At 70.2% G+C, this 18,838-nt stretch carries 15 protein-coding genes and 1 pseudogene; 10 read left to right on the forward strand and 6 right to left on the reverse strand.

Features of this window, described 5'->3' with window-relative positions; translation table 11 throughout:
• Positions 1-10: 10 nt before the first annotated feature.
• Positions 11-382 carry an FKBP-type peptidyl-prolyl cis-trans isomerase gene (locus tag AWC30_RS07190; protein ID WP_085109517.1) on the forward strand — a complete coding sequence of 124 codons (372 nt, stop codon included), beginning with the start codon at positions 11-13 and terminating at the stop codon, positions 380-382.
• Positions 383-390: 8 nt separating this feature from the next.
• Here AWC30_RS07190 and AWC30_RS07195 read toward each other — a convergent pair whose 3' ends face one another.
• Complete coding sequence (locus AWC30_RS07195; protein ID WP_085109518.1) at positions 391-1,749, reverse strand: sensor histidine kinase; 1,359 nt, start codon at positions 1,747-1,749, stop codon at positions 391-393.
• A 2-nt stretch (positions 1,750-1,751) separates the two neighbouring features.
• Complete coding sequence (locus AWC30_RS07200; protein ID WP_085109519.1) at positions 1,752-2,462, reverse strand: response regulator transcription factor; 711 nt, start codon at positions 2,460-2,462, stop codon at positions 1,752-1,754.
• A 60-nt stretch (positions 2,463-2,522) separates the two neighbouring features.
• Here AWC30_RS07200 and AWC30_RS07205 point away from each other — a divergent pair, with 60 nt between their 5' ends.
• Positions 2,523-4,481, forward strand: coding sequence for an ABC transporter ATP-binding protein (locus AWC30_RS07205; protein ID WP_085109520.1), 1,959 nt, complete (start codon positions 2,523-2,525; stop codon positions 4,479-4,481).
• Entirely contained in the window at positions 4,478-6,292 is a 1,815-nt protein-coding gene (locus AWC30_RS07210; protein WP_085109521.1) for an ABC transporter ATP-binding protein, read from the forward strand. The genes AWC30_RS07205 and AWC30_RS07210 overlap by 4 nt, the downstream gene beginning before the upstream one ends.
• A gap of 24 nt (positions 6,293-6,316) precedes the next feature.
• Here AWC30_RS07210 and AWC30_RS07215 read toward each other — a convergent pair whose 3' ends face one another.
• Positions 6,317-7,786 carry a carboxyl transferase domain-containing protein gene (locus AWC30_RS07215; protein ID WP_085109522.1) on the reverse strand — a complete coding sequence of 490 codons (1,470 nt, stop codon included), beginning with the start codon at positions 7,784-7,786 and terminating at the stop codon, positions 6,317-6,319.
• Between the two features lie 67 nt (positions 7,787-7,853).
• On the opposite strand from AWC30_RS07215, the gene AWC30_RS07220 reads away from it, so the two are divergent.
• From AWC30_RS07220 to AWC30_RS17365, 7 genes are read left to right on the forward strand one after another with little or no spacing between them, the layout of a single operon-like run.
• Positions 7,854-8,585, forward strand: coding sequence for an enoyl-CoA hydratase (locus AWC30_RS07220; RefSeq protein WP_085109523.1), 732 nt, complete (start codon positions 7,854-7,856; stop codon positions 8,583-8,585).
• A gap of 5 nt (positions 8,586-8,590) precedes the next feature.
• Entirely contained in the window at positions 8,591-9,691 is a 1,101-nt protein-coding gene (locus tag AWC30_RS07225; protein WP_109561966.1) for an MBL fold metallo-hydrolase, read from the forward strand.
• Positions 9,692-9,695: 4 nt separating this feature from the next.
• On the forward strand, positions 9,696-11,258 hold the full coding sequence (locus tag AWC30_RS07230) for a serine hydrolase (protein ID WP_085109524.1): 1,563 nt from the start codon (positions 9,696-9,698) through the stop codon (positions 11,256-11,258).
• Positions 11,255-13,744, forward strand: coding sequence for an HAD-IC family P-type ATPase (locus AWC30_RS07235; protein ID WP_085109525.1), 2,490 nt, complete (start codon positions 11,255-11,257; stop codon positions 13,742-13,744). The genes AWC30_RS07230 and AWC30_RS07235 overlap by 4 nt, the downstream gene beginning before the upstream one ends.
• 47 nt (positions 13,745-13,791) lie before the next feature.
• Complete coding sequence (locus AWC30_RS07240) at positions 13,792-13,971, forward strand: antitoxin (protein ID WP_085109526.1); 180 nt, start codon at positions 13,792-13,794, stop codon at positions 13,969-13,971.
• 3 nt (positions 13,972-13,974) lie between these two features.
• Positions 13,975-14,412, forward strand: a complete 438-nt coding sequence (locus AWC30_RS07245; protein WP_085109527.1) for a type II toxin-antitoxin system Rv0910 family toxin — start codon at positions 13,975-13,977, stop codon at positions 14,410-14,412.
• 47 nt (positions 14,413-14,459) lie between these two features.
• Entirely contained in the window at positions 14,460-14,888 is a 429-nt protein-coding gene (locus AWC30_RS17365; RefSeq protein WP_109561967.1) for a hypothetical protein, read from the forward strand.
• On the opposite strand, the pseudogene AWC30_RS07255 reads toward AWC30_RS17365, so the two are convergent.
• The 3 genes and pseudogenes from AWC30_RS07255 to AWC30_RS07265 all read right to left on the reverse strand — a co-directional run.
• Positions 14,830-17,743, reverse strand: a pseudogene (locus AWC30_RS07255) (MMPL/RND family transporter); the annotation flags it as partial. The gene AWC30_RS17365 and the pseudogene AWC30_RS07255 sit on opposite strands and share 59 nt — an antisense overlap.
• A complete protein-coding gene (locus AWC30_RS07260) occupies positions 17,740-18,186 on the reverse strand; it encodes an MmpS family transport accessory protein (RefSeq protein ID WP_085109529.1) in 447 nt (148 codons plus the stop codon). The pseudogene AWC30_RS07255 and the gene AWC30_RS07260, both read right to left, overlap by 4 nt.
• A gap of 1 nt (position 18,187) precedes the next feature.
• Complete coding sequence (locus tag AWC30_RS07265) at positions 18,188-18,814, reverse strand: TetR/AcrR family transcriptional regulator (protein ID WP_085109530.1); 627 nt, start codon at positions 18,812-18,814, stop codon at positions 18,188-18,190.
• Between the last annotated feature and the right edge of the window lie 24 nt (positions 18,815-18,838).

The following is an 18,838-nucleotide window of genomic DNA, read 5'->3' on the forward strand; positions in this document are numbered from 1 at the left end:
CGTAACGGCGATGAGCGCACAGTCAGGCAAGCCCGAGATCGAGTTCCCCGACGGCCCGGCACCCGCCGAGTTGGTCATCACCGACCTGGTGGTCGGCGACGGCTCCGAGGCGCGGCCCGGCGGCACCGTCGAGGTGCACTACGTCGGCGTCGAATACGACACCGGTGAGGAGTTCGACAGCTCCTGGAACCGCGGGGAGACCATCGAATTTCCGCTCAACGGCCTCATCCAGGGCTGGCAGGACGGCATCCCGGGGATGAAGGTCGGTGGGCGCCGTCAACTGGTGATCCCGCCGGAGCAGGCCTACGGACCGGCCGGTGCCGGGCACCGGCTGTCCGGCAAGACCCTGATCTTCGTCATCGATCTGGTCGGCGCGCGCTAACGCACACCTCAGCTCGGCGGCGGCAGCCGCAGCCGCAGCCGCACCCCGCCCAGCGGGCTGTTCTCCAACGCCGCGGAGCCGCCGTGCAATTCGGCCTGCTGCGCCACCAGCGCCAGCCCCAGGCCGGACCCGGAGCGCGAGGCCGACGAACCGCGGGAGAACCGCTCGAAGACCATCTGCCGCTCGGCTTCGGGCACCCCGCTGCCGTCGTCGTCGACGGTGATCTGAACCCCGTCGCGCGAACTGGTCGCCGCCAGCAGAACCCGCTGCGCGCCACCGTGTTTGACGGCGTTGGCGATGGCGTTGTCCACCGCGAGCCGCAACCCGGCGGGCAGCCCGATGATGATGCAGGTCGGCGACGGCTCCAGGGTCACCTCCAGCCCCGGGTAGACCCGCATCGCGTCGTGGGCGGCCCGGTCGAGCAACTCGGTGATGTCCACCGGGACGTGGTCGTCGGCGGTGGACAACTCGCCCTGGGCGAGCCGCTCCAGCGCGGTCAGCGTCGCCTCGATGCGGGACTGGGTGCGGATGACGTCGCCGAGCACCTCGGCGCGCTGCTCACCGGGCAACTCCAGGGTGGCCAGCACCTCCAGGTTGGTGCGCATCGCGGTCAACGGGGTGCGCAGCTCGTGGGAGGAGACCGCCGCGAAGTCCCGGGCGCTGGCCAGCGCCTCCTTGGTGCGGTCCTGCTCCGTCCAGATCCGGCCCAGCATGCCCTTGACCGCCTCGGCGATCTCCACCGCCTCGGTGGCACCGCGCACCTCCACCACCGGCTGCGCGTCGCCGGCGTCGATGAGCCGGGTCTGCTCGGCCAACCGCCGCAGCGGGCGCACCGCGAAGGTGGCCAGCACCCAGCCCAGCACGGTGGCCGCACCGATCGCGAACGCGCAGATCATGATCACCCGCCGATGCAGGTTCGCGGTGTCGGCGATGGTGGCGTCATAGGTGGCGCCGACCGCGATCGTCATCGGCTCCGGCGCGGGCACGTCGACGGTGCGCACCCGGTAGCGCACCCCGTCGACCACCGTGTCGGCGTAGCCGATCGGCAGCGCCGGCAGCTGCACCTCCGACCGGGAGGCCACCTGGTCGCCGCGGCGTACGGTGATGACGACGTCCTGGTCCTTGGGGGAGGACGGGATCCGGTCCAGGCCGCGCGGCAGGAACGGGATCGCGAAACCCGCCGCCTCATCGAGGCGCCGGTCCAGCCGCTCCTTGCGGTCGTTGGTGATCCCGACCCACACGATGGTCCCGACGATCAACACCACGATCGCCGCGCCCAACGCGGTCGCGAACGCCACCCGGGTCCGCAGCGACGGCGTGCGGGCGAACACCCGCGACAGCAGGCGGGGCGTTCGCGTCGCGGCCATGGTCACTGCATGCGCAGCACGAACCCCACACCCCGCACGGTGTGCAGCAGCCGCGGTGCGCCCCCGGCCTCGAGTTTGCGGCGCAGGTACCCGATGAAGACGTCGACGACGTTGGTGTCGGCGGCGAAGTCGTAGCCCCACACCAGCTCCAGCAGCTGGGCTCGCGACAACACCGCGGTCTTGTGCTCGGCCAGCACCGCCAGCAGGTCGAACTCGCGTTTGGTCAGATCCACGTCCACCCCGTTGACCCGGGCGCGGCGGCCCGGGATGTCGACCTCCAGCGGGCCGACGGTGATGGTCTCCGACGACGAACTGGCCGCCGAGCCGCGCCGGCGCAGCAGCGCCCGCACCCGCGCCACCAGTTCCTTGAGCTCGAACGGCTTGACCAGGTAGTCGTCGGCGCCGGCTTCCAGCCCGGCGATCCGGTCGTCGACCGAACTGCGCGCCGAGAGCACGCAGACCGGCACGTCGTTGTCCATCGCCCGCAGCGCGGTGACCACGCTGACCCCGTCGAGCACCGGCATGTTGATGTCGAGCACGATCGCGTCCGGGCGGGTCTCGGTGGCACTGCGCAGCGCCTCGGCCCCGTCCTTGGCCGTCGACACCTCGAACTGGAACAACCGCAGCCCCCGCTCCAGCGAGGCCAGCACGTCATCGTCGTCGTCGACAACCAGCACCCTCGGGGTGTTCCCGCCTGCATCCATGCCGCCCATCTTGCCTGATTGCGCCGCGTTCTCGCGGACGGCGGGCCGACGGGTGGCAGGATCGGAACCTTGGAAACCGCTGCGAGCACCGAACGCCCCGACGGGGTCGGGTCGACACCGCCGGCCGTCGCCCCGGCGCCCGCGCGTTCCCGGCCGATCACCGACCTGCTGCGGCTGCTGCCCTACCTGCTGCCGTACCGGGCGCGCTGGCTGACGATGGTCGGCGTCGCCATCGTCAGCCTGGGCGCCACCGTGGCGATCCCGCTGATGACCAAGGCCGTCATCGACGGCCCGATCCGCCACCTCGACCAGCGCGGACTGTGGATCCTGGGCGCCGCGGCCACCGCCGTCGGCATCACCGAGGCGGTGCTGTGGTTCGTGCGGCGCTGGCTGGTCGCCCGCGCCACCATGGGCGTGGAGGCCGACATCCGCAAAGACCTCTACGCCCAGCTGCAACGGCTGCCGATGTCCTTCCACGGGCGCTGGCAGTCCGGGCAGCTGCTGTCGCGGATCATGAACGACCTGGGCACCATCCGCCGGTTCATGTCCTTCGGCATGGTGTTCCTGTTGCTCAACTCGCTGCAGATCGTCGTGGTGACCACGATCCTGCTGGTGCTGTACTGGCCGCTGGGCGTGGTGGTCGCCCTGTCGGTGGCGCCGGTCGCGGCCACCGTGCGCCACTTCCAGAAGATCTACACCCGGCTGTCGCGGGCCGCCCAGGACCAGGCCGGCCAGGTCGCCACCCACGTCGAGGAGTCCGCGCTCGGGGTGCGGGTGGTGCGCTCCTTCGGCCGGGAGTCCTACGTCTACGACCGGTTCGACGCCCAGGCCGTCGACCTCTACGACATGGAGTTGCGCAAGGTCGCCGCCAAGGCCAGGTTCTGGACCCTGCTGGAGGTCATCCCCAACCTCACCCTGATCGTGGTGCTCGGGCTCGGCGCCTACGCCGCGGGCCGCGACCTGGTCACCCTCGGCACCCTGGTCGCGTTCATCACCCTGATGCTGTCGCTGGTGTGGCCGATCGCGTCGCTGGGCTTCCTGCTGTCGATGACCCAGGAGTCGATGACCGCCGCCAACCGGGTCACCGAGATCTTCGACGCGCCCGTCGAGATCACCGACGGTCCGCGGCGCGACGTCCGGCCCGGCGGGCGGCTGGAGCTCGTCGACGTCGGCTTCCGGTTCCCCGACAGCAACCAGTGGGTGCTGCGCCACGTCACCCTCACCGTGGAAGCCGGGCAAACCCTCGCCCTCGTCGGCGCCACCGGCTCGGGCAAGACCGTGCTGGTCGGGCTGCTGTCGCGGCTTTACGACGTGACCGAGGGCCCCATCCGCATCGACGGCGTCGACATCCGCGACCTGCCGGTGACGGCGCTGCGGAAACTGGTGGCCACCGCGTTCGAGGACCCCACCCTGTTCTCCATGTCGGTGGCCGAGAACCTGCGGTTGGGCCGGCCCGCCGACGACCCGGCCACCGACGCGGAGGTGGCGACCGCGGTCGAGGTGGCCGCCGCCGGGTTCGTCTACGACCTCCCGTTCGGGCTGAACACCCGCATCGGCGAGCAGGGCGTCAGCCTCTCCGGCGGGCAGCGCCAGCGGCTGGCGATGGCCCGCGCCCTGCTGGCCCGCCCGCGCATCCTGGTGCTCGACGACACCCTCTCCGCCCTGGACGTGCACACCGAGGCCCGGGTCAGCGCCGCACTGCGCGACGTGCTCGGCGACCTGACCGGGGTGGTGGTGGCCCGCCGCGCCTCCACCGTGCTGCTCGCCGACCGGGTGGCGCTGCTGCAAAGCGTCGGCGACGACCCGGCCACCGTCACCCACGTCGGCAGCCACGCCGACCTGCTGGCGAGCGTGCCCGCCTACCGCTACCTGCTGGCCGCCGACGACGAACTCGACGACGGCGCCGAACGCGACCCGGACTGGTGCGCCGCGGAGAAACGCGACCGCCTCGACCGGGCCCAGCGGGAACGCGACGCCACCGACGCCGCGTGCGCCGAGGACGACCTGAGCGTCGCGGAGCGGCGATGAGCGACACCTGGCGGGGCCGGATCGCCGACACCGAGGACCTGCCCATCGACGAGAGCCTGCCGCGCCGGCGGGAGGCCCGCCGGCTGCTGGGCGCGCTGCTGCGCCCGCACCGCTGGCTGGTGGCGGCGCTGGCGGTGGTGGTCGTGGTGGAGAACGCCGCCCGGCTGTCGGTCCCGATGCTGGTCCAGCGCGGCATCGACAAGGGCATCCCACCGATCGTCGACGGCGGTCCGGCGACCACGCTGCTGGTCATCGTCGCGGCGGTCGGCGCCGCGGTGCTGGTCCAGGCCGCCAGCCGGATGCTGTTCCTCAACGGGGCCGGCCGGGTCGGCCAGCGGGTGCTGCTGGAGTTGCGCCGCCGCGGCTTCGCCCACTTCCAGCGCCTCGACGTGCCGTTCCATGACCGCTACACCTCCGGGCGGGTGGTCAGCCGGCTGACCAACGACGTCGACGCCATCCAGGACCTGCTCGAGACCGGTTTCGACAGCCTGGTCTCGGCGGTGCTCACGCTGGCCGGTACCGCGGTGCTGCTGGTGGTGCTGGACTGGCGGCTCGGCCTGATGTGCCTGGCGGTGTTCCCGGTGCTGGTGGCGCTCATCGCCTGGTTCCGGTCGGAGTCCGCCCGCACCTACCGGGCGGTGCGCGAGGCCGCCGCCCTGGTGATCGTGCAGTTCGTCGAAACGATGACCGGCATCAAGGCCGTCCAGGCCTACCGCCGCGAACCCCGTAACCAGCAGATCTTCGACGACATCGCCGACCGCTACCGCGCGGTCAACGAACGCACCTTCCAGCTGCTGGCGATCTTCATGCCCGGGGTCAAACTGCTCGGCAACCTCACCACCGGGGTGGTGCTGCTCTACGGCGGCTGGCGGGTCCTCGAGGGGCAGATGACCATCGGCACGCTGACCGCGTTCCTGCTCTACCTGCGGATGTTCTTCGAACCGATGCAGGAGATCAGCCAGTTCTTCAACACCTTCCAGTCCGCGGCCTCCGCACTGGAGAAGCTGGCCGGGGTGCTCGCCCAGCGCCCGCAGGTCACCGATCCGCGCGACCCGGTGCCGCTGGATCGGGCCACCGGCGCGGTGCACTTCGAGCGGGTGCGGTTCGGCTATCTGCCCGACCGCCCGGTGCTGCCCGAGCTGAACCTGCACGTGCCCGCCGGGCAGACCGTCGCGCTGGTGGGCGCCACCGGCGCGGGCAAGACCACCGTCGCCAAGCTGATCGCCCGGTTCTACGACCCCACCGCCGGCGTGGTGCGCCTCGACGGCATCGACCTGACCCGGCTGGCCCAGGCCGACCTGCGCCGCAACGTGGTGATGGTCACCCAGGAGAACTTCATGTTCACCGGCACCGTCGCCGACAACATCCGCTTCGGCCGGCCCGACGCCACCGACGCGGACATCCGCCGTGCCGCCGAGGAGGTGGGCGCAGCAGCGTTCATCGCCGAACTGCCCGACGGCTACGCCACCGACGTGGCCACCCGCGGCGGGCGGCTCTCCGCCGGCCAGCGTCAACTCATCGCGTTCGCCCGGGCGTTCCTGGCCGACCCGGCGGTGCTCATCCTCGACGAGGCCACCTCGGCGTTGGACATCCCCAGCGAGCGGCTGGTGCAGCGGGCGCTGCGCACCGTGCTGGCCGAACGCACCGCGCTGGTGATCGCCCACCGGCTGTCCACCGTCGAGATCGCCGACCGGGTGCTGGTGCTCGATGACGGGCGCATCGTCGAGGACGGCGCCCCGGCCGACCTGATCGCGCGCGGCGAGTCCCGCTACGCCGCGCTGCACCGGGTGTGGAGCGAATCGCTGCAGTAGGCGGCGGTGGCGTTCCGGCCGGCGTCAGCGAAGCCCGATGCGCCGGTAGCGCCGCAGCCGGGAAGCCATCCGCTCCTGCTCCGGCCGGACGCGCACCGCGGCGAGTTCGGCGGCGACGGCCCGGGAGAGCCGCTTGACGAAATCGATCGGCTCGTCGGCGGCGTCGGGCCGCTCCGGCACGATCGCATCGACGATCCCGGCGGCCAGCAGGTCCGTCGCGCGGACCCCCTGCTGCTGCGCCAGTTCCGGTGCGTGCTCGGTGTCGCGGTAGACGATCGCGCTGGCCCCCTCCGGCGGCAGCGGCGCCAGCCAGCCGTGCTGGGCGGCGAGCACCCGGTCGGCGGGCACCATCGCCAGGGCCGGGCCGCCGCTGCCCTGCCCGAGCAGCACCGACACCGTCGGCACCGGCAGCAGCACCAGGTCGGCGAGGCAGAACGCGATCTCTCCGGCCAGCCCGTCCTGCTCGGCATCCACCGACAGGGTCGGGCCGGGCGTGTCGATCACCAGCACCAGCGGCAGTCGCAGCCCGGCGGCCAGCGCCATGCCGCGGCGGGCCTCCCGCAGCGCGGCCGGGCCGGTCAACCCACGCACCCGGCGCTGCCCCAGCAGCACCGCCGGCTGCCCGGAGAACCGGGCCAGCGCCAGCAGCGTGGTGGCCGCCTCGGTGTCCCCGGTCGCCGACAGCAGCACCCGCTCGGTGGCGCCGTGCCGCAGCAGCATCCCCGCGCCCGGGCGCTCCGGGCGGCGGGTCGCCAACACCGAATCCCACGCCGGGACGTCGTCGAGTTCGGCGGCCACCGGGGAGGCCGGCGCGGGTAGCGGCGCGTCCACGATCACCTTCAGCGCCCGCTCCAGGGTGCGGCGCAGCCAGCGCAGCGGCACCACCCCGTCGATCACGCCGTGGGCCTGCAGGTTCTCCGCGACCTGCACCCCGGACGGGAACTTCTCCCCGTAGAGGTGCTCGTAGACCCGCGGCCCGAGGAAGCCGACGAGCGCGCCGGGCTGGGCGATGGTGACATGCCCCAGCGACCCCCAGGAGGCGAACACCCCGCCGGTGGTCGGGTGACGCAGATAGACCAGGTAGGGCAGGTGGGCGCGCTTGTGCGCCTCGACCGCGGCGGTGATCTTGACCATCTGCAGGAACGCCACCGTGCCCTCCTGCATCCGGGTGCCGCCCGAGCACGGCGACGCCAGCAGCGGCAGCCGCCTGCGGGTGGCGTGTTCGACGGCGGCGGTGATCCGCTCGGCGGCGGCCACCCCGATCGAACCGGCCAGGAACCCGAACTCGCAGGCGATCACCGCGACCGGCCGGCCGTGGACCGTGCCCTCGCCGGTCACCACCGCCTCATCCAGGCCGGTTTTCGCCCGGGCCTCGGCCAGTTCAGCGCGGTAGTCCAGGTCATCGGGCTCCGCCGGCGGCGGGGTGTCCCAGCCGGCGAAGGAACCCGCGTCCAGCACCGCGTCGATCAACTGCAGGGCACCGATTCGTTCCACACCCCGACCCTAATAAGCTGGCACGATGAACGGCGGCGACGCGAAGCGACGAGGAGGGCGGTGCTGAATGATCGGTGTGACCCGCGACGGCGATGTCACCATCCTGGAAATGCAGCGCCCGGAGCGGCGTAACGCGCTGAACTCCGAACTGGTCGGCGGGCTGCGCGAAGCGGTGGAGACCGCGGCCGCCGAGGACGTGCGGGCCATCGTGCTCACCGGCGCGGGCACCGTGTTCTGCGCCGGGGCGGACCTGTCCGGCGACGCCTTCGCCGCCGACTACCCCGACAAGCTCATCGCGCTGCACAAGTCCATCGACGCCTTCCCGATGCCGGTCATCGCCGCCATCAACGGCCCCGCCATCGGCGCCGGGCTGCAACTGGCGATGATCTGCGACCTGCGGGTGGTCGCACCGGACGCGTTCTTCCAGTTCCCGGTCGCCAAATACGGTTTGGCCCTGGACAACTGGAGTATCCGTCGGTTGACCTCACTGGTCGGGCACGGGCGGGCGCGGGCGATGATGCTTACCGCAGAGCGGCTGCCCGCCGACGTCGCCCTACAGACCGGGATGGCCAATCGGCTGGGTGATCTGGCCGACGCCACCGCCTGGGCGCACGAGATCGCCGGGCTGGCCCCGCTGGCGCTCAAGCACGCCAAACGGGTGCTCAACGACGATGGTGCCTTCGAGGACCAGTGGCCGGTGCACAAGGAATTGTTCGACAAGGCGTGGGGCAGCCAGGACGTCATCGAGGCCCAGGTGGCGCGGGTGGAGAAGCGCCCGCCGCGGTTCCAGGGCGCGTAGCGACCGTGTTGCGAGCAGCACTGCGGCTGACCGCGGGAACCGCCACGCTGGCGGCCGGCGGGTGGCTGATGCGGGCGCTGCACGGTGCCCCGGAGGCGCTCGGCGCCGGGCCGGGCGCGATCCGGCAGGTCGCGCAGGCCTCGCCGAACTACGTCGACGGGGCATTCGTCAACGTCGATCCGGCGTCGATCTTCGAGGCCAACCTCGAACAGCAGTGGCTGGTGCTCCGTGACCTGCTCGGCAGCCGGTCGGCCAGCCGGCCCGCCGGGGAGATCCCGCTCGCGGTCCCGGCCACCGAGGGCACCGCGGCACTGGCCGTCAGCTGGCTGGGCCACGCCACCGCGCTGGTGGAGATCGACGGCTACCGGGTGCTCACCGACCCGGTGTGGAGCGACCGCTGCTCACCGTCGGACGTGATCGGCCCGGAGCGGCTGCACCCGCCGCCTGCGGCGCTGGACACGCTGGCCGCCCTCGACGCGATCGTCATCAGCCACGACCACTACGACCACCTCGACATCGACGCGGTGATCGCGCTGGCCCGCACCCAGCGGGCCCCGTTCATCGTGCCGCTCGGCGTCGGCGCGCACCTGCGCCGCTGGGGCATCCCCGAACCGCGCATCGTGGAACTGGACTGGGGACAGAGCCACCGCCTCGACGAGCTCACCCTGGTCTGCACACCGGCCCGGCACTTCTCCGGCCGGTTCCTGAGCCGCAACACCACCCTGTGGGCGTCGTGGGTGCTGCGCGGGCCGCGGCACCGGGTCTTCTTCGGCGGCGACAGCGGCTACACCCGCAGCTTCGCCGAGATCGGTTCGCAGCACGGCCCGTTCGACCTGACCCTGCTGCCGATCGGGGCGTACCACCGGGCCTGGGCGGACATCCATATGAACCCCGAGGACGCGGTGCGCGCGCATCGCGACCTCACCGACGCCGGGGTGCTGCTGCCGATCCACTGGGCCACCTTCCGGCTTGCGCCGCATCCCTGGGCCGAACCGATCGAGCGGTTGCTCGACGCGGCCGGCGACATCCCGGTGGCGGTGCCCCGTCCGGGCGGGCGCGTCGAACCGGAGGCGGGCGTGCGAGCCGAGCCGTGGTGGCGGTTGTAACCCGATGTCGATCCGCGCGGCGCTGGCCGCACTCACGGTGTTGCTGGTCGTGTCCGGCTGCTCCTCGTCGCCGCCCGCGCTGACCGACACCCCGCCGGACCGCTATGTCGGCGCCGGGATCCCGGGCGGGAGCATCGACGACGCGGTCGGCGAACTCGACGACCTCGCCGGTGACCTGATGGCCGACTCCGGGATCCCGGGCATGGCGGTCGCGGTGGTCCACGGCGGGAAGACCGTCTACGCCAAGGGGTTCGGTGTCCGCAACGCCCGGTTCCCGGACGACTCCGGCAACCGGGTGAACGCCGACACGGTCTTTCAGGTGGCCGGACTGTCCTCGGCACTCGCCGCGACAGTGGTGGCCCATGAGGTGACCGAGGACGTCGTGGACTGGGACACTCCGGCCGGGGTGTACCTGCCGTGGTTCGGTCTCTCCGAGCCCTACGTCAACGACCACGTCAGCATCGGCGACCTGTTCGCCGGGCGCTCCGGGCTGCCCGCGGGCGCGGGCGATCAGCTCCAAGCCCTCGGATACGATCGCAGGCAGGTGCTGTCCCGGCTGAGCCAACTGCCGCTGTCGGCGTTCCGGGACAGCTACGCCGAGACCGACTTCGGCGTCACCGCTGCCGCCGAAGCGGTGGCCGCGGCAGCCGGCACGCCGTGGGAGGAACTGTCCGCCAGCGTGCTCTACCGGCCGCTGGGCATGGACGACACCAGCTCGCGCTACGCCGACTACACGCGCCGGCCCGACCGGGCGATCGGCCACGTCAACGACGGTGAGGGCTACCGGCCGCGCTACCGCGGCGACCACGACCCGCAGTCGGCGGCCGCCGGGGTCAGCTCGTCGGTCAACGACCTGGCTCGCTGGCTGGCGATGGTGCTCGCCGACGGCCGTTACGGCGGCGGTGCGATCGCTTCCTCCGACGCCCTGCTGCCCGCGGTCACCGCTCAGAGCGTCGCGGTCCCGGCGCCGAGCCCGGATGCGCGGACGGCGTTCCACGGCTACGGATTCGACGTGTCGGTCACTTCATCGGGACGCACCCGATACGGCCGGTCCGGCGGATTCGCCGTCGGCTCCTCGGCCGCGTTCGCGGCGCTGCCCGCCGCCGACGTGGGCATCGTGGTGCTCACCAACGCCGCACCGGCAGGCGTCCCGGAGACCCTGGTGGGGCAGTTCCTGGACCTGGTGCAGTACGGCGAACTCCGCGAGGACTGGGCCGGTCACTACCGCGCCGCCCGCACCGAGGACGACCACCCGCCCGGGACGCTGTCGGACACCAAGCCGCCGCACAACCCGGCCACCGCCGACCCGCTCGGCCGCTACACCGGGGTGTACTCCAACGACTACTGGGGGCCGGCCACGGTGACCGAACGGAAGGGCACGTTGCTGCTGTCGCTCGGCCCGAACCGCCGCACCGTGCCGCTGACCCATTGGGGCGGCGACGACTTCACCTTCCCGGTCGACGACGGCATCGTCGCGCCCGGAACGCTGTCGATGGCGACGTTCACACCGGACACGCTGCGGCTGGAGTACTACGACCAGAACCGGCTGGGGATGTTCCTGCGATGACGACCACGCTGGAGTCGCACGGGCTCACCGACGACGACGTCGCCCAGCGCGTCGCCGCCGGGCAGACCAACGACATCCCGACCCGAGCCGCCCGCTCGGTCGGAGAGATCGTCCGCGCCAACGTCTTCACCCGCATCAACGCGATCCTCGGTGTGCTGTTCCTCATCGTGCTGACCACCGGGTCGCTGATCAACGGCATGTTCGGGCTGCTGATCATCGCCAACAGCGTGATCGGCATGGTCCAGGAGATCCGCGCCAAGCAGACCCTGGACAACCTCGCGATCGTCGGGCAGGCCAAACCGACCGTGCGCCGCCGGTCGGGCACCACCGAACTGGCGCCCAGCGAGGTGGTGCTCGACGACATCATCGAACTCGGACCCGGCGACCAGATCGTCGTCGACGGACAGGTCATCGAGCACGCCAACCTCGAAGTCGACGAATCGCTGCTGACCGGTGAGGCCGACCCGATCGCGAAATCCGATGGGGATGAGGTGATGTCGGGCAGCTTCGTGGTCGCCGGAACCGGCGCCTACCGAGCCACCCGGGTCGGCCGGGAGGCTTATGCGGCGAAACTCGCCGAAGAGGCCAGCAAGTTCACCCTGGTCAAATCCGAACTGCGCAGCGGCATCAACACGATCCTGCGGTTCGTCACCTACCTGCTGGTGCCCGCCGGACTGCTCATCATCTACAGCCAACTGTTCGTCAACAACCCCACCTTCGGCGCCACACTCGCTGAAACACTGCGCGATCTGATCACCCTGCAACCCGGGTGGGGCGATTCGGCCCGGCAGTTACGAGACCTACTGGTCAGCACCGAATTCCGGGAGTCGGTGCTGCGGATGGTCGGCGCGCTGGTCCCGATGGTGCCCGAGGGCCTGGTGCTGCTGACCTCGATCGCATTCGCGGTCGGGGTGATCCGGTTGGGGCGGCGGCAATGCCTGGTGCAGGAGCTGCCCGCGATCGAGGGGCTGGCCCGCGTCGACGTCGTCTGCGCGGACAAGACCGGGACGCTGACCGAGAACGGCATGCGGCTGTCGGAGACCGTCGGGGTGGACGAGGGCCGCCGTGAGGTGGACGCGGTGCTGGCCGCGCTGGCCGGCGCCGACCCGCGGCCCAACGCGAGCATGGCCGCCATCGCCGAAGCGCACGGGGCACCGCCAAACTGGGAGGTCAGCGCGGTCGCGCCGTTCAAGTCGGCCACCAAGTGGAGTGGTGCCTCCTTCGCCGGGCACGGGCACTGGGTGATCGGCGCCCCGGATGTGTTGCTGGACTCGGAGTCGCCGGTGGTGGCGCAGGCCGAGCAGATCGGCGCCCAGGGCCTGCGGGTGCTGCTGCTGGGGGCCACCGATCGTGCGGTGGACGCCGCCGACGCGCCCGGCGTGGTGACCCCGGCCGCGCTGGTGGTGCTCGAACAGCGGGTGCGCCCCGACGCCCGCGAGACCCTGGACTACTTCGCCGCCCAAGACGTGACGGTGAAGGTGATCTCCGGGGACAACGCGGTGTCGGTGGGTGCGGTCGCCGAGACCCTCGGGTTGAGCGGGTCGACCCGCGACGCGCGCCGGTTGCCCGACGACCCGGCCGAACTGGCCGGTGTCCTCGAGGAGGCCACCACGTTCGGGCGGGTGCGTCCGGACCAGAAGCGGGCGATGGTGCACGCCCTGCAGTCGCGCGGCCACACCGTGGCGATGACCGGCGACGGGGTCAACGACGTGCTGGCGCTCAAAGACGCCGACATCGGGGTGGCGATGGGAGCCGGTAGTTCCGCCGCGCGTGCGGTGGCGCAGATCGTGTTGCTGGACAACAAGTTCGCGACGCTGCCGTACGTGGTCGGTGAGGGCCGCCGGGTGATCGGCAACATCGAACGGGTCGCCAACCTGTTCTTGACCAAGACGGTGTATTCGGTGCTGCTGGCGCTGCTGGTGGGTTTCGCCGGGCTGGGAGCGAAGCTGTTCGGCGGCCACCCGCTGCTCTACCCGTTCCAGCCGATCCACGTGACCATCGCGGCCTGGTTCACCATCGGGATCCCGTCGTTCATCCTGTCGCTGGCCCCCAACAACGAGCGCGCCCGACCGCACTTCGTGCGGCGGGTGATGACCGCGGCGCTGCCCTCCGGGCTGGCGGTGGGTGCGGCCACCTTCGCCTCCTACTTGGTGGCCTACCGCGGCCCGGGGGCCAGCGCCGAAGAGCAGATGCAGGCCTCGACGACGGCGTTCATCACGCTGTTGGTCGCCGGGGTGTGGGTGCTGGCGGTGGTGGCCCGGCCCTACCAGTGGTGGCGGGTGCTGCTGGTGGTGGTTTCCGGCGCCGCCTACGTGGTGATCCTCTCCGTCCCGCTGGCGCGCACCGTGTTCATGCTCGACCCCTCCAACGTGGCGCTGACCGCCGCCGGCCTGGTCATCGGGCTGGCCGGGGCCGCGGCGGTCGAGGCGTCCTGGTGGATCCAGGGCGCAGTTCTCGGTGAACGGCGCCGGATCTGGCGCAGGTAGGATCTGGCAGCGCAGACCGATGATGTTCGTGACGGAAGGACGACACGATGGGTTTTCTGGACAAGGCGAAGGACATGCTGTCGAAGAACGCCGACAAGGTTGACCAGGCGATCGACAAGGCCGGTGACTTCGTCGACGAGAAGACCGACGGCAAGTACCGCGACACCGTGGACAAGGTGCAGGACGCGGCGAAAAACGCCGTCAACAAGACCGACCCGGAGAACTAACCGATGGCCAAGCTCTCCGGAGCGATCGATGTCCCGCTGCCTCCGGAGGAGGCCTGGGCGCACGCCTCGGATCTGAGCCGGTACCGGGAATGGCTGACCATTCACCGGCTGTGGCGCAGCCCGATTCCGGACACGTTGGAAAAGGGCACCGTCATCGACTCGATCGTCGAGGTCAAGGGCATGCCCAACCGGATCCGGTGGACGATCGTGCACTTCAAGGCGCCGCAGGCGATGACCCTCAACGGTGACGGCAAGGGCGGCGTGAAGATCAAGCTGATGGCCAAGGTCAAACCGAAGGACGACGGCTCGGTGGTCAGCTTCGACGTGCACCTGGGCGGCCCGGCGCTGTTCGGCCCGATCGGCATGATCGTCGCCGGCGCACTGCGCGGCGACATCCGTGACTCGCTGAACCAGTTCGTGACCGTCTTCGCCCCGAGCTGAGCCACCACCCGTCCGGGCGGGTCCGACGCACCCGTTAGTGTCGAGCCATGCTGCGCCCCCAGCCCGGTTGGTCGGTCGCGTTCTGCGCGCTGATCGTTTCGGGCAGCACCTGGCTGCCGTGGGCCACGTCGGCGACCGGCCGGGCCAACGCGGTCGGCGGGGTGGTCGGCGATATGGCCCGCCCGGACGGCTTCGGCAGCGGCCAGGCGGTACTGCTGCTCGCGGCGCTGCTGCTGGTCACCGGCGCCATGATCGGCCGTGACCTCTCACCGAAGGTGGCCGCGGGTGCGGCCCTGGGGATCTCGGTGTTGATCGTTGCTGCCGCGGTGCTCTTCCACCGCCACCACGTCGATGCGTCGGCCGGCTACGGGCTGTTCGTCGGGGTCGGCGCCGCGCTGGCCGCAGTCGGCTGCGCGGCCTGGGCGCTGGTCGCGCAACTGCGAGCGGAGCGGGCGCGCCCTCAGCCGTTGCTCTGACCGGTGGTGATGCGGTCGGTGTCGGCGGTCGCGGCGGGCCGGACCTGCCGCGGCGGGCGCGACCGCACGTTCATCGGCCACCAGAACCAGCGGCCCATGATCGCCGCGATCGACGGCGTCATGAACGAGCGCACGATCAGCGTGTCGAACAGCAGACCCAGCCCGATCGTCGAGCCCACCTGGCCGATCACCCGCAGGTCGCTGACCACCATCGACATCATGGTGAACGCGAACACCAGACCGGCGGCGGTCACCACCTTTCCGGTGCCGCCCATCGCCCGGATGATGCCGGTTTTCAGACCGGCATGGATCTCCTCCTTGAACCGGGACACCAGCAGCAGGTTGTAGTCCGAGCCGACGGCCAGCAGGATGATCACCGACATGGCCAGCACCATCCAGTGCAACTCCATGCCGATGATGTACTGCCAGATCAACACCGAAAGCCCGAACGACGCGCCCAGCGACAGCGCCACCGTGCCCACGATCACCAGTGCGGCGATCAGGGCACGGGTGATGATCAGCATGATGATGAAGATCAGGCACAGCGCGGCGATGCCGGCGATGATCAGGTCGTATTTGGAGCCGTCGCGCATGTCCTTGAAGACCGCCGCGGTACCGCCCAGGGAGATCTTGGCGTCCTCGAGCGGGGTGCCCTTGACCGCCTCGATCGCCGCGTCGCGGATCGGCTCGATGTGGGAGATGCCCTCCTCGGAGGCGGGATCGCCGCGGTGGGCGATGATCATCCGCACCGCCTTGCCGTCGGGGGACAGGAACATCTTCAGGCCGCGCTGGAAGTCGGGGTTGTCGAAGATCTCCGGCGGCAGATAGAAGGAGTCGTCGTTCTTGGCGGCGTCGAAGGCCTTGCCCATCTCGGTGGAGCCCTCGCCGAGTTCCTCCATTTGCTTGTACATGCCCGACATGGTGCTGTGCATCGTGTACATCATCGCCTGCATGGTCGACATGGTGTCGATCATCGGACCGAACTGCGCGACCATCTGCGGCATCAGCAGGTCCATGTTGTGCATGTTGCCGATCATCGAGTCCATCGTCTCGGTCATCACGTCGATGCCGTCGATGGTGTCGAAGATCGACCGCAGCGACCAGCACACCGGGATGTCGAAACAGTGTGGCTCCCAGTAGAAGTAGTTGCGGATCGGCCGGAAGAAGTCGTCGAAGTTCGCGATGTTGTCGCGCATCTCGTGGATGGTGCCCTGCAGGTCGTCCATGTCGGTGACCATGTCGTGGGTGATGCCGCTGAGCTCGGTCATCATGGCGTGCATGCGCCGCATGGTCGCCACGGTCTTGCCCATTTCGTTGGCCTGCGTGAGCATGTCGTCCATCCGGTCCTTGAGGAACTTCATGTTCTGCATCTGACCGGCGCCCTGCATGCTGATCATGAACGGGATGGAGGTGTGCTCGATCGGGGTGCCCTGCGGTCGGGTGATGGCCTGCACCCGAGCCACGCCGGGCACTCGGAAGACGGCCTTGGCGATCTTGTCCAGCACCAGGAAGTCCGCCGAGTTGCGCATGTCGTGATCGGCTTCGAGCAGCAGCATCTCCGGGTTCAGCCGGGACTGGGAGAAGTGCCGGTCGGCGGCGGCGAACCCGGCGTTGGCCGGGATGTCCTGCGGGATGTACTGGCGGTCGTCGTAGTTGGTGCGGTAGCCGGGCAGCGCGGCGAGGCCGACGATGGCGACCGCGATCGACGCGGCGAGCACCGGGCCGGGCCAGCGCACGATGACGGTGCCCACCCGGCGCCAGCCGTGCACCTCGAGTTTGCGTTTGGGATCGAACAGGCCCCAGCGGGCGCCGACGGTCATCACCGCGGGCCCGAGCGTGAGGGCCACCGCGACGCCCACCATGATGCCGACCGCGCAGGGCACCCCGAGGGTTTGGAAATACGGCATGCGGGTGAAGCTCAGACAGAACACCGCACCGGCGATGGTGGAGCCGGAGCCGAGGATCACGTGAGCGGTGCCGTTGAAACTGATGTAGTAGGAGTCCTCCCGGCTGTAGCCGGCCTGACGGGCCTCCTGATAGCGGCCGATGAGAAAGATGCCGTAGTCGGTTCCGGCGGCGATCGTCAACGACACCAACAGGTTCACCGCGAACGTCGACAACCCGATGATCTCGTAGTGGCCGAGTGCGGCGACGATGCCGCGTGCCGCGCTCAACTGCAGCCCGACCATGATCAGCAGCATGATCACCGTCGTGATCGAGCGGTAGACCAGCATCAGCATCGTGATGATGACCACGAAGGTCACCAGGGTGATCTTGAGCATGGTCCGGTCGCCGGCGTGGTTCATGTCGGCTTGCAGCGCACCGGGTCCGGTGACGTAGACGGTGATCCCGTCCGGCGGCGGGTAGTCGTCGACGACCCCGCGGACCGACTCCACCGACTCGTTGGCCAGGGTCTCGCCCATGTTGCCGGCGAGGTTGATCTGGACGTAGGTGGCCTTGCCGTCGGTGCTCTGCGCGCCGGCCTCGGTGAGCGGGTCACCCCAGAAGTCCTGGACGTTCTGCACGTGCGGGTCGGCGCGGAGCCGCTTGACCAGTTCGTCGTAGTAGTCGTGGGCGTCCCGGTCGAGGGGCTCCTTGCCCTCCAGGACGATCATCGCGACGTTGTCGGTGTCGGATTCGCCGAAGAGTTCGCCCATCTCGGTCATCGCCTTCATCGAAGGCGCTTCCTTGGGGCTCATCGATACGGTGCGGGCCTTGCCGACGTCCTCCAGCGAGGGGATGGCGGTGTTCAGCACGAACACCAGCAACAGCCAGAGCAGGATGATGGGGATCGACAGCCGCCGGATCCACCGCGCGAAGAACGTGCGGTCGGTGTTGCCCCGGGAGTGGCTCATGCCGACTTCGAGAAGCAGTAGATGTAGGCGCTCACCTCGTGGGCCGTCCTTTCGTCCTTGACCTCGCCGTTCGCGGTGATGCGGCAGCCGATGAAGTCGCTGGTGCCCTGGGCGACGATGTTGCCCACCATCGCCGGCGCGTTGGTGACGAGCGTGACCGACCAGGGCAGGGGCGCGTCGTTGACCTGGTTGGTCTGGCCCTCGTCATCGAAGTAGTTGATGTCGGCGACCGCGCCGGGCGGACCGAAGATCTCGTAGGTGACGCGTTTGGGGTTGGAGTTGTTGCTGTCGTCGGTCATGCTGCCGGCGTAGGTCTCCGGGACATGGGAGCCGAAGACGCCGCGTACCTTGGCCACGGCGTAACCCCCGACGACCAGGACCGCGACGATCACCAGTGGGATCCAGATTTTGGACACCGCGGCGAACAGGGGAAACTGTCTCATTTCAGATCACCGTCACACGGTTCGGTTGGGGCAGGCCGGTTTTGAGCTGCGCGTAGGCGGTACGGATGGCGTCGACGAGCGCCTGGCGTGAGGATGCGGTGTCGGCGCCGGCATTGAGGTGCTGCTCGATGACGGCCAGCGCGATCGCGCTGGTGGTGTGGAACACCAGCCGCGGGTACAGGTCGGTGTTCGGGTCGGTGCCGGAGCGGCGGCCGATCTCGGCCAGCATCGCCTGGGAGGTCGAATCGTTGGCCGCGACGTGCTGGGCGATCAGCGCCGGGTGGGCGGCCATCAGCCGGGTCACCGCGATCATGCGCTCCAGTCCGGCGGCGGACTCGACGAACTCGACCTGGACGACCTCCAGTGAGTCCAGCACGGGCTCGTCGACGCTGCGGCCGCGGAACGTCTCGACCAACTGCTGAGCGGACTTCTCCAACTCGAACAGCACCGCGTCTTCCTTGCAGGAGAAATAGTTGTGAAAGGTGCGGGTGGAGACGTCGGCGACCTCCGCGATCGCCTCCGCGGTGACCGCGTCGAGCCCGCGCTCGACCGCGAGGTCGAGTGCCGCGCGCCCGAGGGCCTCTTTGGTGGCGAACTTCTTGCGTTCGCGCAGCCCGCTCTCCGACATTGAGGGGAGCCTGCCCTATGTTGC

The sequence above is a fragment of the Mycolicibacillus trivialis genome, assembly GCF_002102395.1.
Lineage (GTDB): Bacteria > Actinomycetota > Actinomycetes > Mycobacteriales > Mycobacteriaceae > Mycobacterium > Mycobacterium triviale.